This is a genomic window from Rhodococcus sp. NPDC055112, assembly GCF_053607505.1.
Genome location: NZ_JBSGTR010000043.1, coordinates 18507 through 41375 on the forward strand (window position 1 = coordinate 18507; position 22869 = coordinate 41375).

The following is a 22869-nucleotide window of genomic DNA, read 5'->3' on the forward strand; positions in this document are numbered from 1 at the left end:
GGTGGCAGAGCTGATGACGCGATGACTGCGACCGTCAGGCCGGTCCAGATGGGGCTGCCGCGCGTCCGCAACAGCCACCCGTCGATTGCCGATCGCCCAGACGTCCCCGAGTTGGTCGACCGGTTCGGCCGGGTGGCCAGGGACCTGCGCGTGTCGATCACCGAGAAGTGCTCGCTGCGCTGCACCTACTGCATGCCCGCCGAGGGTCTGCCCGCGATCCCGCGCGAGCGGTTGCTGACCGCGGCGGAGATCGTCCGGCTGGTCCGGATCGCCGTCGAGGAGCTCGGTGTCCGGGAGGTCCGGTTCACCGGCGGGGAGCCGCTGATGCGCCCCGACCTCGAGGAGATGATCGCCGGCTGCGCCGCTGCGGTGCCGGGCATCCCGCTGTCGATGACCACCAACGCGGTCGGCCTCGAGCACCGCGCCGAAGCGCTGGCCGCCGCCGGTCTGACGCGGGTGAACGTATCCCTCGACTCGATCGACCGGGAACACTTCGCCGAACTCACCCGTCGCGACCGCCTGCCCTCGGTGCTGGCGGGTATCCGCGCGGCGGCCGCGGCGGGCCTGGCGCCGATGAAGATCAATGCCGTGCTGATGCCGGAGACCCTCGGCGGCGCAGCCGATCTGCTGGAGTGGTGCCTCTCGGAGGGCTGTCAGCTCCGGTTCATCGAGGAGATGCCGCTCGACGCGGACCACGCCTGGGCCCGCGATTCCATGATCGCCGCGACCCGGCTGCTCGAGGTGCTGGGCGAGCGCTTCGAGCTGACCGCGGCGGGACGTCCTGACGATCCCTCCGCCCCGGCGGAGGAATGGCTGGTGGACGGCGGCCCGGCCACGGTCGGCATCATCGCCTCGGTCACCAGGAACTTCTGCGGCGACTGCGACCGGACCAGGCTCACCGCGGAGGGCACCGTCCGGTCATGCCTGTTCAGCGATGACGAGATCGACCTCCGCGCCGGGCTGCGCTCGGGCGCGAGTGACGACGACCTCGCGCAGTTGTGGCGGGGCGCGATGTGGAACAAGTGGGCAGGCCACGGGATCAACGCGGAGGGTTTCGAACCGCCGCAACGCAGCATGGGGGCGATCGGTGGCTGAACAGGCGATTCTGGTGCGTTACTTCGCGGCGGCGGCGGAAGCCGCCGGGTGCACCGAGGAATCCGTGCGGATCGGCGCGGGTGCCGACCTCGGGGCGCTGAGGTCCGTGCTCGTCGAGCGGCACGGACCCAGGATGGAGCGGGTGCTGACGGTTGCTGCGTTCCTGCAGGACGACGAGTTGACCCGCGACCTCGGCCTGGTGGCCGCGTCGCGGGTCGACGTGCTGCCCCCGTTCGCGGGCGGCTGATCAGCCCTCGCCTGTCATTCACTCGTCGAAGGTGCCTCGGTGGCCAGCCACTCGTCGAATGTGACAGCGCCGTAGCGGTTTTCCGTCGTCAGGTTCAGGCCTGCGCGCAGGAACCGGCCGGGTGCACCGGGGACCGGGACCGGGAGGACAAGGGCCCGGCTGCCGGTCGCGCGCTTCCATGACTCGGCCAGCTCACGCATCGTCCGGACCTCGGGACCGCCGACCTCGATCCTGCCGTCGTCGGTGGACTCGGTCAGCGCGGCATCCGCGAGGGCGCGGGCCAGATCCGTCGGGGCGATCGGCTGGAAGCGGGCGCCACGGACCGCGGGGATCACCCCGAACCGCGCGGTCGTGGCGAAGATGGACCGCAGCAGCTGATGGAACTGGGTGGATCGCACGATCCGGACGTCAAGGCCGGATGCGGAGTAGATGCCCTCCTGCTCGGTCAGTGCCTCGTAGTAGGAGAACCGCAGCTGGTCGACACCGACGATCGACAGCAGTACCGCTCGCCGCACACCCGCCGCCTCGGCAGCGCGCACCAGGTTCGTGGCGCCGGTGGTGAACACCGGCCTGGTCTGTCGGGTCTGGCCGTTCACCGCGGAGATCACCGTGTCGACGCCGTCCAGCGCCGCGGCAAGGCCCTCGCCGGTGAGCAGGTCCGCCGTGACGTGGTCGGCGGCGGGGCCCTCGGGGGAGTGTCTGCTCAGGGTCAGCACCCGATGCCCCCGCGCCCGCAGTTCGGCGACCGCGGCCGCGCCCGCGGTGCCGGTACCGCCTGCGATGAGAACGGTGCTCATCGCGTCACTTCCACCACTCGTCGAGCGGAGACACGGGCACCGCGCGCTTGTGCCGGGTGCCCAGGTACATGGACTCGAGCTTCTCGGCCACCGCCGCGGTCACCTCCTTGCCCTCGAGGTAGTCGTCGATCTCGCTGTAGCGCAGGCCGAGTGCCTCCTCGTCGGGAAGCGCGGGCCTGTTGTCCTCGAGATCGGCGGTGGGGACCTTGGCCCAGGTGCTGGCGGGGGCACCGAGGTGCTGCAACAGCGCGGCGCCCTGTCGCTTGCTCAGGCCGGTCAGCGGCGTGAGGTCGACGCCGCCGTCGCCGTACTTCGTGAAGAACCCGGTGATCGCCTCCGCGGCATGGTCGGTGCCGATGACCAGGTGGCCGAGCTGTCCGGCGATGGCGTACTGGATCACCATCCGCTCACGGGCCTTGATGTTGCCGCGCACGAAGTCCCGCAGCTCGCCGTCGTGCCCGATGATCTCGGCGAGACCCCCGGCGCTCTCGGCCGCCGCTGCGTCCGTGCTCGGCTTGATGTTCACGGTCACCGAGCGGTCCGGCTTGATGAACTCGAGCGAGATCTGCGCGTCGTGCTCATCGGCCTGTACGCCGTACGGCAGTCGGACCGCGACGAACTCGACGTCGTGCCCCTCCTCGCGCAGCTCGGCGGCCGCCAGTTGCGCCAGTCGACCGGCCAGCGTGCTGTCCTGGCCGCCGCTGATCCCGAGCACGAATCCCTTGGCGGGAGTGGAGCGCAGGTAGCCCTTGAGGAAGTCGACGCGCGCCCGCACCTCGCCCTCGGCGTCGATCGTCGGCTTCGCGCCGAGTTCTTGCAGGATTTCCGCACGCAGATTCGCCATGCGCGTCACTCTAGCGACGGTCGGCGGTGTGCGCGCGGGTGCGCGCGGGGACCGGTCGGCGGCCCATCCGGCGGGCGATACAGTGCCACGCGTGCCCAACGTGACTGCGCCCAGGTTCCTCGTCGTGTCCGCAACCGAGGGGGAGGCCGCATACGTGCCAGACGGATTCGAGGTGGTCGTCACCGGGATCGGGAAGGTCGCCGCGGCGGTCGCTGTCACGGAGGCGCTCGCGCGGTACCGACCCGAGGATCGCCCGTCGGTGGTCAACATCGGCACCGCGGGGGCGCTGCACGAGCACCATGCCGGTCTGTTCGTACCGTCCGCCGTGCTCAATCACGACATCAGCGCGGAGGTGTTGCGCTCGCTCGGGCACCCGGTGACGGACCGGATCACGCTTCCCGGCGGCGACGATTCGGTGCTCGCGACCGGCGACGTGTTCATCTCCGATGCGGTGGTCCGGGACGCGCTCGCGACCAGGGCCGACCTCGTCGACATGGAGGGCTTCGCGGTGGCTGCGGCCTGCGCGCGGATGGGTGTCGGATGCCGAATCGTCAAGCACGTCAGCGATCGTGCCGACGAATCGGCCATGGACTGGCCGGCCCAGGTGGACGCGAGCGCCCGGATCCTCGCGACCTGGTTGACCGAGAACCTGTAGCGCCGTCCCGCTATTGGGCGCGCAGGCCCAGTCCGTCGCCGTCCGCCTGCATCACGCGGGCCCGGTCCGCGTCGACGGTGAAGGTGGTCTCGCCGTTGAGCACGTTCAGCACCGCCCGCTCGACCTCGGCGACGTCGGGCTCGCAGGCCATCATGGTGGTCGCGAGCGGGCCGAAGGTGACCTTGTCTCCCGCGACCTGGGCGGTGCCGGTCATCCGGTTGCACCCGGTGGATCCGCTGACCGAGCCGTCGTCGCCGATCAGCAGGGTGGGGGCGGCGGTCTCGAGGGCGACCGAGGTGGTGACCGCGCTCGGGCTGATCAGCTGGTCGACGACCCAGGTGGTCCCGGTGATCGAACGGTCGGGGGTGGCGACCTTCTTGTCCACGAGGGTGACCGAGGCGTCGCTCGTGGTCAGCGTGAGGGTGTCGCCGTCGAGGGTCCAGGCCGGACCGGCCTCGAACAGCGAGGTCATCCACTCGTCGGCGCCTGCGGTGTCGCCGACGCAGGCCATCATGGTGGTCGCGATGGGTCCGGTGACCACCTTGCCGTCGGACAGGTCGACGGTGCTGTTGCCGCGGTTGCAGCCTGCGGTCATGGAGATCCGGTCCGGCGCCGCGAATTCCACGGTGAGTGGCCCGCCGCCGGGGATCGGGGTGCCCTCGACCTCGGTGGAGAGGAAGGTGCGCCCCTGCAGGTCCTCGCCGCTCGGCGTCGATGTGCCCTCCGCGCTGCAGGCGGTGAGGAAGGCGGCGGCGAGCAGGGCGAGTCCGGCTACACGGCGAAGGCGCATGCCCGGATCCTAGTGACCCGCCGGGCTTCCGGTGACCCGCCGGACCAGATCCTCCCAGGCGTCGGCGATCCGCTCGATCGGCATGTGCAGGGTGCGGATCTGGTGCATGACGAGCGAGGCCTCGAGGGGGGCGAGCAGGCTGTGGGCCAGCAGTGGGATGTCGCCCTCGGTGCCCGCCGTGCGCAGCAGCATCGCCACGTGGGTGAGGCTGACCTGGCGCGGGGCGCTGCCGAAGCGGAGTTCGTCGGAGTCCTCCACCGCGCGGAGGGTGTCGCCGCTGAGGTCGACGAGCGAGATGCGGGCCCGACCGAAGGCGACGAGGCGGTCGATGGGGTCGGCGCCGGGACCGAGGGGCGGTGGTCCGTACATGAAGGCGTGCTGCAGTTCCTGCTCGGTGTGGTCGAGGAGGGCCTGCATCAGGCCTGACCGGCTGCCGAACCGCCGGAACACTGTGCCCTTGCCCACACCGGCCTTCGCGGCGACCGCGTCCATCGTCACCGCGTCCGCGCCCCGCTCGGCGACCAGCGCGGCGGCGGCGTCCAGCAGCAACGCGCGGTTGCGCACGGCGTCGCACCGTTCGGCCTCGGGCTGGTCCGCCATCTGGATCGGGGTGGTCTGCACGAGGCGATCGTACCCTCTCCGGAATATAAGTGGACCGTAGTCCGGTTAGCTGATATACCTAGATCGGCAAGCGCCCCCCGGATCATCGAAGGAAGTTCTCATGTCTAACGCCAACGTTCTCGTCCTGGTCGGCAGCCTGCGCGCCGCCTCCGTCAACCGTCAGCTCGCCGAGACCGCGGTCGCCGTCGCGCCGGAGGGTGCGAACGTCACCGTGTACGAGGGCCTCGCCGACGTGCCCTTCTACAACGAGGACATCGACGTGGCGGGCACCATCGACAGCGTCGAGGCGCTGCGCGCGGCCGCCGGTGCCGCCGACGCCCTCCTGCTGGTGACGCCCGAGTACAACGGCACCATTCCCGCCGTCCTCAAGAACGCCATCGACTGGATCTCCCGGCCCTACGGTTCCGGTGCCGTCGCAGGCAAGCCGGTCGCCGTGATCAGCGCCTCCCCGAGCCCCAACGGCGCGAAGTGGGCCCACGAGGACACCACCAAGGCCGTCGGGATCGCGGGCGGCAAGGTGGTCGAGGACACCGCGCTCGTCATCGGCGGCGCGTTCGAGAAGTTCGGTGACAAGCACGCCAGCGAGAACGCCGAGGTCTCGGCACAGCTCGCCAAGGTCGTCGCCGACCTGGTGAACGCGACCAAGGTGCTCGTCGACGCCTGACACATCTTTCCTGCTCGTGCCCGGGCGGTGCATCACGCACCGCCCGGGCACGGGTTCATCCGGGGGCGGCGCGGTGGCCGGTCAGTCGAGCGTGACCCGCATCATCTCGGTGCGTGCGACAACCCGGTCGCGTTCGTCGGCGAGGGCGAGCCGGCGCTCGTCCTGCATGTACCCGTCCAGCGCCGACTGGGATTCGAACGTGAACAGCTGGATCTCCAGGGGCTCATCCCCGGTGCCGTCGGTGCGGGCCCGCTGCAGCACCCGGCCGCCGTGCTCGGTCACGAGCTCGAGGACCCGATCCTCGTACCTGACGAGGCCTTCCTCTTCGCCGGGATGGGCCCACAGCAGGACGCACAGTGAGATGTTCACGGCGGCAGCGTAACCGGGATCACAGCCCTGCCTGCTCGAGGGCGTCGTCGACGGCATCGCGCACCTCGTCGATGCTGCGCCCGGCCGACAGCTCGCTCATGGTGAGCGCCTCGATCTGCGGCTCGACCTCCGCGTACCGGGCCAGCCAGCGTTCCTTGTCCGCCTGCCAGTAGCCCATGATGTCGAATCGTTCCGCCGCCCAGCCCAACTCGCGGCGGACGTGCCTGCGGATCTGCCGCGAGGCGCCCGTCTCGCCCGCCGACCAGATGTAGCCGGGGCCGTCCTGGAGCCGGTGGCCGCGCAGCCACCCGGGCAGCGCGCTCGGGGTGCGGCCGTTGCCGGTGTCGTGTAGCCACGTCACCGTCAGCTCCGCGTCGGTGGCCCAGTCCTGCTCGTCGGCCGGCTCCGGGACCTCGGCGACCAGGTGTACGCCGGTGCCGGGCGGTAGGTTCTCGATGATGCGCGCGGCGGCCGGCAGCGCGCTGAGGTCCGCGAGGAGCAGTTGCCAGCGCGCGTCCGCCGGCGGCCGGTACCAGCCCTTCGGGTGGGACAGTCGCACGGGCTCGCCGGGTTCGGCCGCCCGCGCCCACTCGGCGGCCCGCCCGCCGGCATGGACCGCGAAGTCGATGTCGACGTCGCCGGTGTCCGCGTCCCAGCGGCGCACCGTGTAACTGCGCCGGTGGTCGTCGCCGAACTCGACGAGCAGTCGCTCGTCGGGGTCGCCGCTCGAGGTGAACGCGGCGGGGTCCGCGAGCGTGAATCGGATCCGGCGCAGGCTGGGGGACAGGTGGGTGGTCGACACCACCGCGGCGTGGAACTGGGGATCCTCGGCGGTCGGCACCGCCTCACCCTAGGCCGGTCCTCGGCCGCGGCATGCATATCGGGGAAGTGCCGCGCACGACACTGTGAAAATGTGACCTGCGACACGCCGAGAGGGCCTGTTTCCGGCGGGGGCGGATACCTTACGACCTGGGAATTTCATGGTTGTGGTTCACAACATCTCGCGTTCTATGGATATGTCGGACACTAGGTGTAGTGTCTAGAACACCGAGAGGGCATAGCCGGAACGGTCGAGAAACACAGGCCGGAGCGCTGTCCAGTAGGTGGGATCCACATGATCTTCCGCGTCACTGACCATCAGTTCCGTAAGCCAGAGAAAGAGGGACTTACATGAGCATCACCGTCTACACCAAGCCGGCGTGCGTTCAGTGCAATGCGACCTACCGCGCGTTCGACAAGGCCGGTATCGAGTACTCCGTCATCGACATCACCGAGGACTCGGAGGCCCGCGACTACGTGATGGCCCTGGGTTACCTGCAGGCCCCCGTCGTGGTGGCAGGCGAGGATCACTGGTCGGGTTTCCGTCCGGACCGGATCAAGTCGCTCGTCGCGGCTGCCGCCTGAAGACCAAGCGGAGATGATCGGCTGTGACATCGCTGGTCTACTTCTCCAGCGCGTCGGAGAACACCCACCGCTTCGTGAAGAAGTTGGGTGTCCCGGCCACGCGCATTCCCCTGCATGACCGCACCGGCACCTTCGAGGTCGATGAGCCGTACGTCCTGATCCTGCCGACCTACGGGGGCGGGATCACCGCGACCGGCCGCGACACGAGTTACGTGCCCAAGCAGGTCATCAGATTCCTCAACAACAAGCACAATCGCTCCCTCATCCGCGGAGTGATCGCTGCCGGCAATACGAACTTCGGCGAGTCGTACTGCTATGCCGGAAACGTGATTTCGCAGAAGTGCAAGGTTCCGTACCTGTACCGCTTCGAACTCATGGGAACCGCCGACGACGTAGTGGCCGTCCGCGACGGGCTCGAACAATTCATGGAGAGTGAACAGTGGCACCGACAATCACAGACACAGCCCCGGCTGGGAGTGTAGAACGCGCTGTGGCACGACCCGACGTCTCCTCGGGAGAACTCGACTATCACGCGTTGAACGCGATGTTGAACCTGTACGGCCCCAACGGCGAGATCCAGTTCGAGAAGGACCGCGAGGCCGCGAACCAGTACTTCCTCCAGCACGTCAACCAGAACACAGTCTTCTTCCACAACCAGGACGAGAAGCTGGACTACCTGGTCAAGGAGAACTACTACGAGCGTGAGGTTCTCGACCAGTACACCCGCAACTTCGTCAAGTCGCTGATCGACCACGCGTACTCGAAGAAGTTCCGGTTCCCCACGTTCCTCGGCGCGTTCAAGTACTACACCTCGTACACGCTCAAGACGTTCGACGGTAAGCGGTACCTGGAGCGATTCGAGGACCGTGTCTGCATGGTCGCCCTGACGCTGGCCGCGGGCGACGAGGAGCTGGCCACCAAGCTGGTCGACGAGATCATCGCAGGCCGCTTCCAGCCCGCCACCCCCACCTTCCTCAACTCGGGCAAGAAGCAGCGCGGCGAGCCCGTGTCCTGCTTCCTGCTCCGCATCGAGGACAACATGGAGTCGATCGGTCGCTCCATCAACTCCGCCCTGCAGCTGTCCAAGCGCGGCGGCGGAGTCGCGTTGCTGCTCAGCAACGTTCGTGAGCACGGCGCCCCGATCAAGAAGATCGAGAACCAGAGCTCGGGTGTCATCCCGATCATGAAGCTGCTCGAGGACTCGTTCTCGTACGCCAATCAGCTCGGCGCGCGTCAGGGCGCGGGCGCGGTGTACCTGCACGCGCACCACCCGGACATCTACCGCTTCCTCGACACCAAGCGGGAGAACGCGGACGAGAAGATCCGCATCAAGACCCTCTCGCTCGGCGTGGTCATCCCGGACATCACCTTCGAGCTGGCGAAGAAGAACGAGGACATGTACCTCTTCTCGCCGTACGACGTGGAGCGGATCTACGGGGTGCCCTTCGCGGACATCAACGTCACCGAGAAGTACTACGAGATGGTCGACGACAAGCGGATCCGCAAGTCGAAGATCAAGGCGCGCGAGTTCTTCCAGACCGTCGCCGAGCTGCAGTTCGAGTCCGGGTACCCGTACATCATGTACGAGGACACCGTGAACCGCGCGAACCCGATCGCAGGCAAGGTCACCCACTCGAACCTGTGCTCGGAGATCCTGCAGGTCTCCACGCCGTCGACCTTCAACGACGACCTGTCCTACAGCCACATCGGCAAGGACATCTCCTGCAACCTCGGTTCGCTGAACATCGCCAAGGCGATGGACTCGCCGGACTTCGCGCAGACCATCGAGACCTCGATCCGCGCGCTGACCGCCGTCGCCGATCAGACCGCCATCGACTCCGTCCCGTCGATCAAGAAGGCGAACGACGAGGGACACGCCATCGGTCTCGGGCAGATGAACCTGCACGGATACCTGGCGCGCGAGCGGATCCACTACGGCTCCGACGAGGGCATCGATTTCACGAACATCTACTTCTACACCGTGGTGTTCCACGCGATCCGGGCGTCCAACGAGATCGCCAAGGAGCGCGGCACGTACTTCGCCGGCTTCCCGGAGTCCAAGTACGCCTCGGGTGAGTTCTTCGACAAGTACACCGACCGTGTGTGGGAGCCGGAGACCGAGCGGGTGCGGCAGCTGTTCGCCGATGCGGGCCTGCACATCCCGACCCAGGACGACTGGCGTGAGCTGAAGGCGTCCGTGCAGAAGCACGGCATCTACAACCAGAACCTGCAGGCGGTGCCGCCGACCGGGTCGATCTCGTACATCAACAACTCCACCAGCTCCATCCACCCGGTGGCGTCGAAGATCGAGATCCGCAAGGAAGGCAAGATCGGTCGCGTCTACTACCCGGCGCCCTACCTGACGAACGACAACCTGGAGTACTACCAGGATGCCTACGAGATCGGGTACGAGAAGATCATCGACACCTACGCCGCGGCCACCCAGCACGTGGACCAGGGACTGTCGCTGACGCTGTTCTTCAAGGACACCGCCACCACCCGGGACATCAACAAGGCCCAGATCTACGCGTGGCGCAAGGGAATCAAGACGCTGTACTACATCCGGTTGCGTCAGATGGCCCTCGAGGGCACCGAGGTCGAGGGTTGCGTCTCGTGCATGTTGTGAGTGTGGCGTACGGCTCGAATGGAGTGAGGGAATCGTGAGCGAGAAGATCAAGCTGATCGACCGGGTGTCGGCGATCAACTGGAACCGCGTCCCCGACGAGAAGGACGCCGAGGTGTGGGATCGCCTCACCGGTAACTTCTGGCTGCCGGAGAAGGTCCCGGTGTCCAACGACATCCCGTCGTGGAACACCCTGACCGCGAACGAGAAGCAGCTGACCATGCGGGTCTTCACCGGCCTGACGCTGCTGGACACGATCCAGGGCACCGTCGGTGCCGTCAGCCTGATCCCGGATGCGATCACCCCGCACGAGGAGGCGGTGTACACCAACATCGCGTTCATGGAGTCGGTGCACGCGAAGAGCTACAGCTCGATCTTCTCGACGCTGTGCTCGACCCGTGACATCGACGACGCCTTCCGCTGGTCGGAGGAGAACCCGAACCTGCAGCGCAAGGCGCAGATCGTCATGGACTACTACCGTGGCGACGATCCGCTCAAGCGCAAGGTCGCCTCGACGCTGCTCGAGTCGTTCCTGTTCTACTCGGGCTTCTACCTGCCGATGTACTGGTCCTCGCGGGCCAAGCTCACCAACACCGCCGACCTGATCCGGCTGATCATCCGCGATGAGGCCGTGCACGGGTACTACATCGGCTACAAGTACCAGAAGGGCCTCGAGCAGCTCACCCAGGCCGAGCGCGAGGACCTGAAGGACTACACGTTCGAGCTGCTCTTCGAGCTCTACGACAACGAGGTCGAGTACACCCAGGACCTCTACGACGAGGTCGGTCTCACCGAGGACGTCAAGAAGTTCCTCCGCTACAACGCCAATAAGGCGCTGATGAACCTCGGCTACGAGGGGCTGTTCCCGAAGGACGAGACCGACGTGAACCCGGCGATCCTGTCGGCGCTGTCCCCGAACGCGGACGAGAACCACGACTTCTTCTCCGGGTCGGGCAGCTCCTACGTGATCGGCAAGGCCGTCAACACCGAAGACGAGGACTGGGACTTCTAGATCGTCTCCCGGTCAGCACACGACGATGAAGGGCCCCTGCACGCGTGCAGGGGCCCTTCACGTGTGCAGGGGATCGGGCTAGCGTCGGCATCGTCGGATGTTCACTTCAGGTGAGGAGAGACGATGAGCGGCAAGGTTGTGCACTTCGAGGTCCCGTTCGATGACGGGGACCGGGCGAGGAACTTCTACCGGCAGGCGTTCGGATGGAATGCCACCGAGATGCCCGAGATGAGTTACACGATCGCGGGCACCGGGCCGGTGAGCGAGCAGGGCATGCCGACCGAGCCGGGATACATCAACGGCGGCATGTTCGAGCGCGTCCCGGAGTATCCGAAGGGGCCGGTGATCACCATCGACGTGCCGAGCATCGACGACGCCCTGGCGAAGATCGGAGAGCTGGGCGGCTCGACGGTGGGGGAGAAGCAGGCGGTCGGGGAGATGGGTTTTGCGGCCTACTTCAAGGACACCGAGGGCAACATCATGGGTCTGTGGGAGAACGGCGGCTGAACCACGCCTCGGGCGCGCCGAGGAGCGCCTTCTCGATGCGCCGCGTCGAGCTCTCGGTGAGGTCCTCGGGCAGCGCGTCCGGCGCGAACCACGCGACCTCGAGGTTCTCCTCGTCGGCCGGGCGGGCCTCACCCGCCGTGTGCCGCGCCAGGAAGCAGACATCGAGATAGCTCGCGACGTCCCCGTTCGGGTAGGTGATCGGACCGGCGGTGTCGACACTGGTGATGCGCACCAGCGCCGCCTCGACGCCGGTCTCCTCGAGGATCTCGCGCAGCGCGGCCGGGCCGGGTTCCTCGCCGGGTTCGAGGATGCCGGAGACCACCGCCCACATCCCGTTGTCGGCCCTGCGAGTCAACAGGATTCGGCCGCCGTCGTCGACGACGACCGCGCTCACGCCGGACAGCCACAACGGGGCGTGTCCGACGTGAGCGCGGAGGTCGCTGACGAACCGGGGGATCGGCACCGGCTAGTACCGGAAGGTGACCGGGGCGGCCTGCCCGCCGGAGTACGGCAGAAGGATGCTCGGCTGCAGCGGTGCCGTGAACCGGGCGGGGACGTCGGTGAACTCGGATGCGCCGGCCTTGGCCGGAGTGTCCAACTGCGCGAACCGGATCCGGCTCATGGCGTCGGTGCCGACCATGTTGCCGTCCGAGGTCTCCGCGGACAGGAACGTGCCCTCGGGCGTGAACTCGATCCACGGATCGGCCAGGGCGATCTCCGCGAGGTGGAAGCGGGTGAAGGAGACCACGGTGCCCCGATAGCGGACGGTGCCGAGGCCGGTCGACGGATCGACGTCGGCTGAGTCGAGCTCGAACGCGAGGCGGCCGTCCTTGCGGACCGTCCCGCCGTCGCTGCCCACGACAGATCCCTGGGTGCCGCGCTGCACCAGTTCGGTGTAGCCGGGGGCGAGGGCCCACAGCAGGTCCTGCGCGGGCGGTGTGGGCGCGTTCGGTCCCGGTGCCGGGTCGAAGTTCACCGGGACGGACAGCTCCTCCGCGGCGTTGACGGCGTCCGCGGCGGCGTAGGTGTACACCCCGTAGACCGCGTCGGGTGCCGCGGTCGCCGGCTTCTTCACCGTGAGGGTGGCGGTGAAGGAACCGTCGACTGCGAGGGGGACCCACTGCTGACGAATGGTGCGACGAAAATCGAAGGGTGCGTCCGGAACCCGGTTCAGCGCGTCCTCGGACATCACCCACGCGGTGGCCGAGCGTTGCTGCCCGACCCTGGCCTGCGCCGGTGCGTCCTCGGAGGGACGCCACTGCGGGGCGAACGCGCCGAACGCGACGAACGTGCCGTGCGGGACGCCGGGCGGCACCGGCACCGGCAGTCCGCCGGTATTGGCCTGCGGATCGAAACCGGTGCCGCGCACCACGATCCGGTCACCCTCGTGCACGGCGGTGTCGCCGAGCGCGGTGGTGCCGTCGGCGGTGAACAGCTCGATCCGGGCGTGCCCAGCCGGTTCGGCAGGCGCGGCCGCGGCCGGGGCCGCCAACGCCAGCGACCCGATCAGCGCGGCCGCGAGCGAGGCGAGGGCGCCGCGGCGCCTAGTTGACGTAGCCATTGAGCGAGGCCTCCAGGTCGGTGAGGATGCCGCGGGCGGCGATGACGCCGATGCCGGTCATCCAGATCTCGTCGTTCACGGTGAAGACGCGCTTGTCCTTGACGGCGCCCAGTCCCTGCCACAGGCCGCCGTTCATGATCTTGACGCCCTGGCCCCTGGCCTCGTCGCCGTAGAAGCTCACGTAGATGACGTCGCCCTCGGCATTGCTCAGCGTTTCCTCGCTGAGCTCAGCGAACCGCTTGTCCTTGGCGTCCTCGAGGCGCTGGAAGGTCGGGCGCTGGACGCCCGCGTCGGTGAGGACCTGGCCGGAGAAGCTGTCCGGGCCGTAGATCCGGATGGCGCCGGGCATGAAGCGGACCACGGAGGCCTGCGTCTGGGAGGAGTCGAGGGTGTTGCCCGTCGCGGTCGCGGCGCCCTGGTAGTCGTCGAGGGCCTGGCGCGCGGCCGCGCCCCGGCCGAGCGCGGCGCCGTCGAGGAGCAGGTTGTCCTTCCACGTCGTGCCGACCTTCTCGGTGAACGTGGTGGGGGCGACCGCGCTGAGCTGCTGGTAGAGCTCCGGGGTGCGGAACTTCGAGCCCAGGATGAGATCCGGCTTGAGGGTGGCGATCTTCTCGATGTCCGGTTCCTGCAACGTCCCGACCGGTTCGACGCCCGCGATCGTCGGCCCGAGGTACTCGGGCTGGGACCCGACCGCTCCTGTCACCGCGGCGCCGACGAGCCGGTCCTGCAGTCCCAGCGCGCAGACGGTGTCGAGCTTGTCGGTGTCGAGCACCACGATCCGCTGCGGATCCGCCGGTACCTCGGTCTCGCCCGCCGCGTGCACGACCTTGCGGGTGGTGCCCGTGACGCCGGCGGGGTCCACGGGAGCCGTTGGGCCGCAGACGTTCTCGGTGTCGCGGTCGTTGCCGAGCACACCCGCGCCCGCGACGGTGGTGGTGCTGCGCACGATGCCGTCGGCGGCGTCGTCGGTGCTGGAGCCACCGCACGCGGCGAGCAGCACGGCCGACGCCGTGAGCAGGGCCGCGGGCACGACGCGGCGGACGAGATGAGGCTTACGCATGTGGGGGTCCTCCTGAGCTGACGGGCGGTGTCGAGACTAGCCGCGGCGCGGGTCGACGTCGTAGGCCGCGGCCAGGTCGTCGAGGATGCCGCCCGCGCCCTGCACGCTGACCGCGGACATCCAGACCGTGTCGTCGACGTCGATCTTGCGGCCGCGCAGGCCCGCCCAGAGCGGGTTGGCGAGGAACGGCTTGGCGTGGTCGGCCACCGCGGTGCTGCCGTCGGGGGCGTGGTAGGTCGAGACCAGGATCAGGTCGGCCTCGGCCTCGGTGATCAGCTCGGGGCTGATGTCGTTGGAAATGCTCGAGGGCTTCGCCGGGTCAGGAGCCGCGCTGGCGGGCCTGGCCAGCCCGGCGTCGGCGAGCACGATGCCGCTGAACGAGGTGCTCCGGTAGATCCGGGCCGTCGGCTCGCCCGCGAAGCGGACCACCGAGACGGTGGGGTTGTTCGCCTTGGCGTTGATCTCGGCGCCGACGGCCGCCGCGCGGTCCTCGTAGGCGCCGATCTTCTGCTCGGCGAGGCCCTCCTTGCCAAGGGCCTTGCCGAGCAGGCGGATGTTGTCCTTCCATGTCGGCCCCGTGGTCTCGGACATCACCGTGGGCGCGATCTTGGAGAGCTGCTCGTAGATGTCGCCGTGCCGGACCTTCGCGGACACGATCAGGTCGGGCTGCAGTTCGGCGATCTTCTCCAGGCTGGGCGTGGCCAGTGGGCCAACCGCGACGGCGTCCTTCGCGTACTCGGCGCGGGCGTCGCCGAGATAGTCCGGCAGAGTGTCGGTGCGGTAGGTGACGTATCCGACCAGGTCGGTCTCGAGCAGCAGGACGGCGTCGGAATAGCTGGTGTCGAGGGCGACGACCCGCTTCGGGGCGGCGGGGATCTCGGTCGATCCGAGCGCGTGCTCGACCGTGCGGGGGAAGTGCGCCTGTGCGGTCGGCTCCGGAGCCGCCTCGGTGTTCTCGGTCGAGCAGCCGGTCAGGCCGATGACTGCGGCGGCGGCTCCGGCGACGAGCGTGAACAGCGGATTCTTGCGGGCCTTCACAGAGAACTCCTGTCAGATCGTTAGGTAAGCGAAACCTTAGCAAGGCTGACCTTTGTTCTGTGATGCCCCCGCCTGGACGGCCGTGTGGGGGCACGATGGAGGGCATGGCCGTCTCGATGCACAAGAGGTTGTTGCAGGAGCTCGGCGAGCTTCGGTATCTGCCCACCGGCAAGCGGATCCGCGCCCGCAGCGGTGACCGGGTGGTGGCCGACTCTCTCGATGCGGTGCTCGTGTGGGAGCCCCGCCGGGTGGTCCCGGTCTACGCGGTGCCGATCCGCGACGTGCAGGGCACGCTGTCACCTGCCGCGGGTGCTGAGGGCACGCAGATGCCGGTCTTCCTGGACGAGCAGACCGGCCCGGCGCTCGGGCCTGAGGTCGGTTTCGCCGCGCACACATGCCACGGGACCGCGCTCGACATCGTCACCGACGACGGGGTGTACCCGGCCGCCGCATTCCGGCCCGCGGATCAGGTGCTGTCCAAGCTGGTGCTACTGGACTTCGAGGCTTTCGGCTGGTGGGAGGAGGACGAGCAGATCCTCGGTCATCCGCGTGATCCCTTCCATCGGGTCGACGTCCGTCGCAGCTCGAGGAGGGTTCGGCTGGAGCTCGACGGCGTTCTGATCGCCGAATCCGATCGGTCGATGATGCTCTTCGAGACCATGCTGCCCGTGACGCGCTTCTATCTGCCGCGCGAGGATGTCCGCGTCGCCCTGGCGCCGACGGCGACCAAGACGTGGTGCCCCTACAAGGGGGAGGCGTCGTACTTCAGCGTGGAGCAGGCGGGCGAGCGCGGAGTCGACGTCGCGTGGAGCTACGAGCGCCCGCTGCCGGACTGCCCGCAGATCGCCGGACTGGTCGCCTTCTATCAGGAGCGGCTCGACGTCATCGTCGACGGAGTGCCGGTCGTCCGGCCGCGTACGCCCTGGTCGGAGCCCGCGTGACGGCTGTACGCGACACGAAGTACGACGATGGGTAGGACCGGCTCCGCGGATCGTGGAGGGACGGTCTACGATTCGTCAGAGCGCAAGCAAGAGGACGTTCGCCTCGCAGCCCGGGGCCGGACGTCCTGAGCGGAGCCTGCGGAGCGACCAAGGGCACATTCAGGAGGATCAGTGACTGCCGTAGCGCCCCAGCCAGTCCCCGAGATAAACGCCGCCAGGCCCTACCCGGCGCGATTGGGACCCAAGGGCTCATACATCTACAAGATGATCACCACCACTGACCCCAAGGTTCTTGGGATCATGTACATGGTGACGTCGTTCGCATTCTTCCTCGTCGGCGGCCTGATGGCCCTGCTGATGCGAACAGAACTCGCGGTTCCGGGGATGCAGTTCCTGTCGAACGAGCAGTTCAACCAGCTCTTCACCATGCACGGCACGATCATGCTGCTGCTGTACGCGACCCCGATCGTGTTCGGATTCGCGAACTACATCCTGCCGCTGCAGATCGGCGCCCCCGACGTGGCGTTCCCGCGTCTGAACGCGTTCAGCTACTGGCTGTACCTGTTCGGCGCGCTCATCGCCACCGCCGGCTTCATCACCCCCGGTGGTGCCGCCGACTTCGGTTGGACCGCCTACAGCCCGCTGACCAGCGCCCTGCATTCGCCCGGCGTCGGCGCGGACCTGTGGATCCTGGGCCTCGCGGTCGGTGGTCTCGGCACCATCCTCGGTGGCGTCAACATGATCACCACGGTGATCTGTCTGCGCGCCCCCGGCATGACCATGTTCCGCATGCCGATCTTCACCTGGAACATCCTGGTGACGAGCGTCCTGATCCTCCTGGCCTTCCCGCTGCTGACCGCGGCGCTGCTCGGTGTGTTCGTGGACCGGCACTTTGGGGCACACATCTTCGACCCGGCCAACGGCGGCGTCCTGCTCTGGCAGCACCTGTTCTGGTTCTTCGGTCACCCCGAGGTCTACATCATCGCGCTGCCGTTCTTCGGCATCGTCTCGGAGATCTTCCCGGTGTTCAGCCGTAAGCCGCTCTTCGGCTACAGCGGCCTGGTTTACGCCACGCTGGGTATCGCGGCCCTCTCCATCGCGGTGTGGGCGCACCACATGTACGCCACCGGCGCCGTGCTGCTGCCGTTCTTCTCCTTCATGACGTTCCTCATCGCGGTCCCGACCGGCGTGAAGTTCTTCAACTGGATCGGCACGATGTGGAAGGGCCAGGTGACCTTCGAGTCGCCGATGCTGTTCTCCGTCGGCTTCCTGGTGACGTTCCTCTTCGGTGGTCTGTCCGGCGTGCTGCTCGCCAGCCCGCCGCTCGACTTCCACGTCACCGACTCGTACTTCGTGGTCGCGCACTTCCACTACGTGCTCTTCGGCACCATCGTGTTCGCCACCTACGCGGGCATCTACTTCTGGTTCCCGAAGATGACGGGTCGCCTGCTCGACGAGCGTCTCGGCAAGTGGCACTTCTGGACGACCTTCATCGGCTTCCACACCACGTTCCTGGTGCAGCACTGGCTGGGCAACGAGGGCATGCCCCGTCGTTACGCGGACTACCTGCCCAGCGACGGATTCACCACGCTGAACACGATCTCCACGATCGGCGCGTTCGTCCTCGGTGCCTCCACGCTGCCGTTCATCTGGAACGTCTTCAAGAGCTACCGCTACGGCGAGATCGTCACGGTCGACGACCCGTGGGGCTACGGCAACTCCCTGGAGTGGGCGACGTCGTGCCCGCCGCCGCGGCACAACTTCACCGAGCTGCCCCGGATCCGTTCGGAGCGTCCGGCGTTCGAGTTGCACTACCCGCACATGGTCGAGCGGATGCGTGCCGAGGCGCACGTCGGGCCCGGCCACGGCAGCAAGGCCACCGCGGTCCTCGAGGACGCGCACTAGCCGCAATGAACAACTCTCAAGGCCCCGCCCGAGCTTCGGGCGGGGCCTTGTGATTGGCACAATGGGTTCGAATCCGCGGTCTGTGCCGCGGGATGGAGGGAGTTCTCGGTGGGTTCAGACACCACGGTGTTGGTCACGGTCACCGGACCGGACCGCCCCGGCGTCACGTCGGTGCTGCTCGCGGCGCTCTCGCGTCACCGCGTGAGCCTGCTGGACGTGGAGCAGGTGGTCATCCGGGGGCGCCTGACGCTGGGCGTCCTGGTGTCCTACCCCAACGACGCCGAGGCGCTGCAGGACGAACTCGAGGGGGCGATGGCCACCGTCGGCATGCAGGTCGACGTGGAGTCGGGCTCGTTCGCCGCGGCCAGGCCCGCGCCGTCCACCCACGCGGTGGTGGTGCTCGGCAGCCCGGTCACCGCCCGCTCGTTCAGCACGATCGCCCGTGAACTCGCCAAGCAGGGCGCGAACATCGACTCCATCCGCGGTATCGCCGACTACCCGGTGACCGGTCTCGAGCTGATGGTGACCGCCGCCAACACGGGCGCCGAGGCGGACGCCGCCCTGCGCACCGGACTGGCCGAGGTGGCCGTCGGGGAGGCCGTCGACGTCGCCGTGGAGCGGGCCGGGCTGGCCCGACGCGCGAAGCGGCTCATCGTCTTCGACGTGGACTCCACCCTGGTGCAGGGCGAGGTCATCGAGATGCTCGCCGCCCGCGCAGGCAAGGAGGAGGAGGTCCGCGCCGTCACGGAGGCCGCGATGCGCGGCGAGATCGACTTCACCGAGTCATTGCACCAGCGGGTCGCGGTCCTGGCCGGGCTCGACGCCTCGGTCATCGACGAGGTGGGCGAGTCGCTCGAGCTGACCCCGGGCGCCCGCACCACCATCCGGACCCTGCGCAGGCTCGGGTTCCACTGCGGTGTCGTCTCCGGCGGCTTCCGCCAGGTGATCGAGGGCCTCGCGCACGAGCTGGAGCTGGACTTCGTCGAGGCGAACACCCTCGAGATCGTGGACGGCAAGCTGACCGGCCGGGTGATCGGCGATGTCGTCGACCGGGCCGCGAAGGCCGTCGCGCTGCGAAAGTTCGCCGCCCAGTCCGGCGTCGCGATGGAGCAGACCGTCGCCGTGGGGGACGGCGCGAATGACATCGACATGCTCAACGCCGCGGGCCTCGGGGTCGCGTTCAACGCCAAGCCGGCACTGCGGGAGGTGGCGGACGCGGCGCTCTCGCATCCGTTCCTCGATGCGGTGCTGTTCATCCTCGGGGTGACCCGCCACGAGGTGGAGGCGGCCGACGCCGAGGACGGGCTGGTGCGCCGGGTGCCGCTCTGATGGACGAGCGCCTCCCCGCCGCCTTCCTCGACCGGCACGCGGTGCTCGCGGCGGGCTACGGTGGCCGCGCGGACCCGGAGGATCCCGCCCAGGTGCTGGCGATGCCGATGGTCCTGCACATCACCAAGGTGCATCCGCCCGCGCGCAGTGCACTGCTGGCGGCCGCGGCCGCGGCGACGGTGGCGCTGTGCCTCGACGAGCGGGCGGGCACGACCGAAGACGGCGAACCGGGCCCGTGGCGGCGGCCCCTGCTCGACTGGACCGGCTCGCGGATCCGGAAGGTCGCGCGCCGGGCCAGGGGGTCGCAGTGGGTCGCCGCGCAGCAGGTGGACGGTGTCACGGTCGAGGTCGAAGGGGCGCAGGCCCGGGCCATCGTGCCGGGCCCGGTCGGCGAGGTCGATCAGCGCGTCCGCAAACTGCAGATCGGCGGGACCGACCTCGAGCACGACGAGCCGGGCCTACCGGTGGCCGGCCTGCCGGTGCTGTGGGTGAACCGTTCGCTCGAGATGACCGTCGGCAAGGCCGCGGCACAGGTCGGGCACGCGTCGATGCTGTTGGCGGGTGCGATGGCGCCCGAGCGCGCATGGGAATGGTCGCGCGACGGCTTCCGCTGCAGCGTGCGGGACGCCGATCCGGCGCAGTGGGCGGCGCTCGGCGAGCTGGTGGCGCAGGGGCGGGCGATCGCCGTGCGCGATGCGGGGTACACCGAGGTGGCCCCGGGCTCGATGACGGTGATCGCCCACCCCTGACCCGTCAGGTGGGCGTCAGTCGAACCGGTTGTCCACGGCCGCAGCGAAATCCACCGTGCCGGGGATGTCACCCGCTGCGGTGAACGCGTCGGCGATCTCCTGTTCGGACGCGATCACTCTGTCTGTCAACGGGATCGGCTGCTTGATCGACCGGGTCCAGGTGGTGCGGGATGCATCAGGGCTGATCGAGGTGAGCTCCGCGTACTTCGTCGACCATTCGTCGAGGTTCGCCTGTGACCAGGTTGTGGCCGCGGCGTAGCGGGTGAAGAAGTCCTCGATGGCGGCGGCCTTGCCGGTGTCGGCGAGCGCGTCGGATGAGGCCGCCCAGAAGTTGTACCCGTTGGCGGCCTGATCGGCAGTGGCGATCACCCTTGCACCCGAGTCCTTCTCGGCGATCGCGGTGTATGGATCCCAGGTCGCCCACGCGTCCACATCGCCCTTGGTCAGCGAGGCGTACCCGTCCGCGGGGGTGAGGAACACGACCTCGATGTCCCGTGTCGACAGGCCCGACTTCTTCAGTTGCAGTAGCAGGTTCGCGTGGGCGGAGCTGCCCTTGAAGACCGCGACCTTCTTGCCCTTGAGGTCGGCGACCGACCGCGTCGCGGAGTCCTTCCCGACCAGGATGGCGTCGCCCCTGCCGGTTGCCTCGAGGGCGCCGACGATCTTGATGTTCGCCTTCGATGCGGCACCGAAGATCACCGGGGTGTTGCCGGTCTGGGCCAGATCGATGCCGCCCGCACTGGCGGCCTCCACGAGTGGAAGGCCGGCGGTGAAGGTGGAGAACTCGAGTTTGTAGGGCAGGTTGTCCAGCTGTCCGGCGGCGCGGAGCAGTACCTCGATGGAAATGGCCTTCTGGTCGCCGACCTTGAGGGTCACCGCCGACAAGTCCACGGGACCAGTCTGCGGGGCCTCCGCCGTGGTGTCGCCGCCGCTGCAGGCGCCGAGGAGCAGGGAGGTCGCGGCGATCAGGGCGACGCCGGTGAGGCGCAGGCGGGAGGAGCGGAAGTTCACGGTGCTGCCTTCTTCTTCGTTGTCGATTCGGGTAGATGGGTGACTGCGGGCGTGACGTCAGGCATCGACCCCCAGAAGGGTGAGCAGGTGTCCCGCGTACACCGCGGCCTCCGTGGCGGCGCGCGGTCGCGGGCGGGGCAGGTTGATCCGCACCTCGTGCGCGATGCGTCCGCCGTCGAGCACCAGCACGCGGTCGGCCAGTGCGACCGCCTCCGCGACATCGTGGGTGACCAGCAGCACGCCGAGGTCGTGCTCGTCGAACAGGCGCAGCAGTAGATCGTGCATGGACAGCTTGGTGAGGGCGTCGAGCGCGCCGAACGGCTCGTCGAGCAGAAGCAGGGTGGGCTCGGCCACGAGGGCGCGTGCCAGTGCGGCCCGCTGCGCCTCGCCGCCGGACAGGGTGAGCGGCCACGCGTCGAGGCGATGCCCGAGGCCGACTTCCTCGAGCACCCGCCTGGCCTTCGTGCGCCGGCCGGGGGCGCGGCGCCTGTCGCGTAGTCCGAGCTCGACGTTCCTGCTCACCCTGAGCCAGGGCACCAGCCTCGGTTCCTGGAAGGCGACCGACGGTGGCCCGTCCACCGCCACGGTTCCCTCGTGGTCGTCGGACAGCCCGGCGATCGCGCGCAGCAGTGTCGACTTACCGGAACCGCTGGTGCCGAGCAGCGCGACGATCTCGCCGCGGGCGACATCGAGGTCGACGCCGTCGAGGACCGCCCGGCCGTCGAAACTCTTGCGGAGGCCGGACACGTGTGCGGCCGTCGCGGGGGGACTGAGGACGTCTGTCATGAATCCGGCTCCTTGGTCGTGGCGGGTCAACGGGGCTGGTTCGGTTGCCAGCGCAACGCCCGCAGCTCGAGCGAACGCACTATCGCGTCGGTGATCAGCCCGAGCACGCCGTAGACGAGCAACCCGAAGATGACGATGTCGGTGCGGAGGAACTCCCTGGCGTTGTTGACGATGTAGCCGAGGCCCTCACTCGCGTTGATCTGCTCCGCGACGATGAGCGAAAGCCAGGCGATGCCGAGGCTCTGCCGCAGGCCGACGAGGATCTGGGGGAGCGCGCCGGGGATGACGAGCGTGCGCAGACGCTGGGCGCTGCTGAGACCGAGCACCCGGCTCAGCTCGAGGAGCTTGGGGTCCAGGTGGCGGATACCGGAAAAGGTGTTGAGGTACAGCGGGAACGCGACGCCGAGTGCGATGAGGTACACCTTCGGCGTCTCCCCGATGCCGAACCAGATGATGAAGAGCGGGATCAAGCCGAACAGGGGCACCGTGCGGAGCATCTGCAGCGGTGGGTCGATCACGTACTCGCCGAGCCGTCCCAGACCCGCGACGATCCCGAGGCCGACGCCGAGGACCGCGCCGAGGACGAAGCCGAGCAGCACCCGCTGCCCGGAGACGAGCAGCGCGTCGCCGAGGGCGCCGGACCGGTACACCTCGAGTCCCGCGGCGACGATGACGGACGGTGCCGGCAGTGTGCGCTCGGAGAACAGACCGCTCAGGCTGCCGATCTGCCATGCGATCAGCAGGGACAGTGGGGCCAGCGCCCGGAGGAATCCGGGCCTGCGCCACACCGGAGTGCGAGCGGGTTCCCGCGCGGCGGGGGCCGGGTCCAGGCCGGTCTCGACGAGCATCGCACCTCCAGAC

General features: G+C 68.5%; 26 protein-coding genes. 13 read left to right on the forward strand and 13 right to left on the reverse strand.

The genetic code is table 11. The features are described from left to right. Positions 1-21 precede the first annotated feature (21 nt). Together moaA and ACWFRB_RS18245 are read left to right on the forward strand one after the other, a co-directional pair. Positions 22-1095, forward strand: a complete 1074-nt coding sequence (moaA, locus tag ACWFRB_RS18240) for a GTP 3',8-cyclase MoaA (protein ID WP_452642523.1) — start codon at positions 22-24, stop codon at positions 1093-1095. Next, positions 1088-1342, forward strand: coding sequence for a MoaD/ThiS family protein (locus ACWFRB_RS18245; RefSeq protein WP_452642525.1), 255 nt, complete (start codon positions 1088-1090; stop codon positions 1340-1342). The genes moaA and ACWFRB_RS18245 overlap by 8 nt, the downstream gene beginning before the upstream one ends. A 14-nt stretch (positions 1343-1356) precedes the next feature. Here the strand turns inward: ACWFRB_RS18245 and ACWFRB_RS18250 are convergent, their stop codons facing one another. Further along, complete coding sequence (locus tag ACWFRB_RS18250; RefSeq protein ID WP_452642526.1) at positions 1357-2139, reverse strand: SDR family oxidoreductase; 783 nt, start codon at positions 2137-2139, stop codon at positions 1357-1359. Positions 2140-2143: 4 nt separating this feature from the next. Then, positions 2144-2983: an ammonia-dependent NAD(+) synthetase gene (nadE, locus tag ACWFRB_RS18255; RefSeq protein WP_452642527.1), complete on the reverse strand. Its 840-nt coding sequence runs from the start codon at positions 2981-2983 to the stop codon at positions 2144-2146. A gap of 100 nt (positions 2984-3083) precedes the next feature. Between nadE and ACWFRB_RS18260 the strand changes: the two genes are divergently transcribed. Further along, positions 3084-3638, forward strand: a complete 555-nt coding sequence (locus tag ACWFRB_RS18260; RefSeq protein WP_452642564.1) for a nucleosidase — start codon at positions 3084-3086, stop codon at positions 3636-3638. A gap of 10 nt (positions 3639-3648) precedes the next feature. On the opposite strand, the gene ACWFRB_RS18265 is transcribed toward ACWFRB_RS18260, so the two are convergent. Beyond that, on the reverse strand, positions 3649-4428 hold the full coding sequence (locus tag ACWFRB_RS18265) for an META domain-containing protein (RefSeq protein ID WP_452642528.1): 780 nt from the start codon (positions 4426-4428) through the stop codon (positions 3649-3651). A gap of 9 nt (positions 4429-4437) precedes the next feature. Then, complete coding sequence (locus tag ACWFRB_RS18270) at positions 4438-5028, reverse strand: TetR/AcrR family transcriptional regulator (RefSeq protein ID WP_452642565.1); 591 nt, start codon at positions 5026-5028, stop codon at positions 4438-4440. A gap of 121 nt (positions 5029-5149) precedes the next feature. Here ACWFRB_RS18270 and ACWFRB_RS18275 point away from each other — a divergent pair, with 121 nt between their 5' ends. Then, positions 5150-5713 (forward strand): NAD(P)H-dependent oxidoreductase, encoded by a 564-nt coding sequence (locus tag ACWFRB_RS18275; RefSeq protein ID WP_452642530.1) that lies wholly within the window; start codon positions 5150-5152, stop codon positions 5711-5713. A gap of 81 nt (positions 5714-5794) precedes the next feature. On the opposite strand, the gene ACWFRB_RS18280 is transcribed toward ACWFRB_RS18275, so the two are convergent. Both ACWFRB_RS18280 and ACWFRB_RS18285 read right to left on the reverse strand, forming a co-directional pair. Next, positions 5795-6082 (reverse strand): hypothetical protein, encoded by a 288-nt coding sequence (locus ACWFRB_RS18280; RefSeq protein WP_452642531.1) that lies wholly within the window; start codon positions 6080-6082, stop codon positions 5795-5797. 19 nt (positions 6083-6101) lie between these two features. After that, positions 6102-6923 (reverse strand): siderophore-interacting protein, encoded by an 822-nt coding sequence (locus ACWFRB_RS18285; protein WP_452642532.1) that lies wholly within the window; start codon positions 6921-6923, stop codon positions 6102-6104. A 329-nt stretch (positions 6924-7252) separates the two neighbouring features. Between ACWFRB_RS18285 and nrdH the strand changes: the two genes are divergently transcribed. The 5 genes from nrdH to ACWFRB_RS18310 all read left to right on the forward strand — a co-directional run bounded on the left by nrdH (position 7253) and on the right by ACWFRB_RS18310 (position 11628). Continuing rightward, positions 7253-7486 carry a glutaredoxin-like protein NrdH gene (gene nrdH, locus ACWFRB_RS18290; protein WP_077041114.1) on the forward strand — a complete coding sequence of 78 codons (234 nt, stop codon included), beginning with the start codon at positions 7253-7255 and terminating at the stop codon, positions 7484-7486. Positions 7487-7509: 23 nt separating this feature from the next. Further along, positions 7510-7968 carry a class Ib ribonucleoside-diphosphate reductase assembly flavoprotein NrdI gene (gene nrdI, locus ACWFRB_RS18295; protein ID WP_452642533.1) on the forward strand — a complete coding sequence of 153 codons (459 nt, stop codon included), beginning with the start codon at positions 7510-7512 and terminating at the stop codon, positions 7966-7968. Next, positions 7926-10112 (forward strand): class 1b ribonucleoside-diphosphate reductase subunit alpha, encoded by a 2187-nt coding sequence (gene nrdE / locus ACWFRB_RS18300; RefSeq protein ID WP_452642535.1) that lies wholly within the window; start codon positions 7926-7928, stop codon positions 10110-10112. Before nrdI ends, nrdE begins: the two co-directional genes overlap by 43 nt. Positions 10113-10146: 34 nt before the next feature. Next, on the forward strand, positions 10147-11121 hold the full coding sequence (gene nrdF, locus ACWFRB_RS18305; RefSeq protein ID WP_452642536.1) for a class 1b ribonucleoside-diphosphate reductase subunit beta: 975 nt from the start codon (positions 10147-10149) through the stop codon (positions 11119-11121). 123 nt (positions 11122-11244) lie between these two features. Continuing rightward, positions 11245-11628 (forward strand): VOC family protein, encoded by a 384-nt coding sequence (locus tag ACWFRB_RS18310; protein ID WP_452642538.1) that lies wholly within the window; start codon positions 11245-11247, stop codon positions 11626-11628. Here ACWFRB_RS18310 and ACWFRB_RS18315 read toward each other — a convergent pair. From ACWFRB_RS18315 to ACWFRB_RS18330, 4 genes are read right to left on the reverse strand one after another with little or no spacing between them, the layout of a single operon-like run. Next, positions 11600-12091 carry an NUDIX hydrolase gene (locus ACWFRB_RS18315; protein ID WP_452642540.1) on the reverse strand — a complete coding sequence of 164 codons (492 nt, stop codon included), beginning with the start codon at positions 12089-12091 and terminating at the stop codon, positions 11600-11602. The genes ACWFRB_RS18310 and ACWFRB_RS18315 overlap by 29 nt on opposite strands. A 3-nt stretch (positions 12092-12094) precedes the next feature. Then, complete coding sequence (locus ACWFRB_RS18320; protein WP_452642541.1) at positions 12095-13189, reverse strand: HtaA domain-containing protein; 1095 nt, start codon at positions 13187-13189, stop codon at positions 12095-12097. Further along, positions 13173-14249: an ABC transporter substrate-binding protein gene (locus tag ACWFRB_RS18325; protein WP_452642542.1), complete on the reverse strand. Its 1077-nt coding sequence runs from the start codon at positions 14247-14249 to the stop codon at positions 13173-13175. The genes ACWFRB_RS18320 and ACWFRB_RS18325 overlap by 17 nt, the downstream gene beginning before the upstream one ends. Before the next feature lie 36 nt (positions 14250-14285). Then, positions 14286-15287, reverse strand: a complete 1002-nt coding sequence (locus ACWFRB_RS18330; RefSeq protein ID WP_452642543.1) for an ABC transporter substrate-binding protein — start codon at positions 15285-15287, stop codon at positions 14286-14288. A 104-nt stretch (positions 15288-15391) separates the two neighbouring features. Between ACWFRB_RS18330 and ACWFRB_RS18335 the strand changes: the two genes are divergently transcribed. The 4 genes from ACWFRB_RS18335 (at position 15392) to ACWFRB_RS18350 (ending at position 20211) form a co-directional block, all read left to right on the forward strand. After that, positions 15392-16228, forward strand: a complete 837-nt coding sequence (locus ACWFRB_RS18335) for a DUF427 domain-containing protein (RefSeq protein WP_452642545.1) — start codon at positions 15392-15394, stop codon at positions 16226-16228. A gap of 171 nt (positions 16229-16399) precedes the next feature. Continuing rightward, positions 16400-18133 (forward strand): aa3-type cytochrome oxidase subunit I, encoded by a 1734-nt coding sequence (gene ctaD / locus ACWFRB_RS18340; protein ID WP_077041122.1) that lies wholly within the window; start codon positions 16400-16402, stop codon positions 18131-18133. A 108-nt stretch (positions 18134-18241) separates the two neighbouring features. Beyond that, the gene (gene serB, locus ACWFRB_RS18345) at positions 18242-19462 is read left to right on the forward strand and encodes a phosphoserine phosphatase SerB (RefSeq protein ID WP_452642547.1); all 1221 of its coding nucleotides are present in this window, start codon (positions 18242-18244) and stop codon (positions 19460-19462) included. After that, entirely contained in the window at positions 19462-20211 is a 750-nt protein-coding gene (locus ACWFRB_RS18350; protein WP_452642549.1) for an aminoacyl-tRNA hydrolase, read from the forward strand. Before serB ends, ACWFRB_RS18350 begins: the two co-directional genes overlap by 1 nt. 15 nt (positions 20212-20226) lie before the next feature. Here ACWFRB_RS18350 and ACWFRB_RS18355 read toward each other — a convergent pair whose 3' ends face one another. From ACWFRB_RS18355 to ACWFRB_RS18365, 3 genes are read right to left on the reverse strand one after another with little or no spacing between them, the layout of a single operon-like run. Then, positions 20227-21222 (reverse strand): ABC transporter substrate-binding protein, encoded by a 996-nt coding sequence (locus ACWFRB_RS18355; RefSeq protein WP_452642551.1) that lies wholly within the window; start codon positions 21220-21222, stop codon positions 20227-20229. 57 nt (positions 21223-21279) lie between these two features. Beyond that, the gene (locus tag ACWFRB_RS18360; protein ID WP_452642553.1) at positions 21280-22008 is read right to left on the reverse strand and encodes an ABC transporter ATP-binding protein; all 729 of its coding nucleotides are present in this window, start codon (positions 22006-22008) and stop codon (positions 21280-21282) included. Positions 22009-22034: 26 nt separating this feature from the next. Continuing rightward, positions 22035-22856 carry an ABC transporter permease gene (locus tag ACWFRB_RS18365; protein WP_452642554.1) on the reverse strand — a complete coding sequence of 274 codons (822 nt, stop codon included), beginning with the start codon at positions 22854-22856 and terminating at the stop codon, positions 22035-22037. Positions 22857-22869 lie beyond the last annotated feature (13 nt).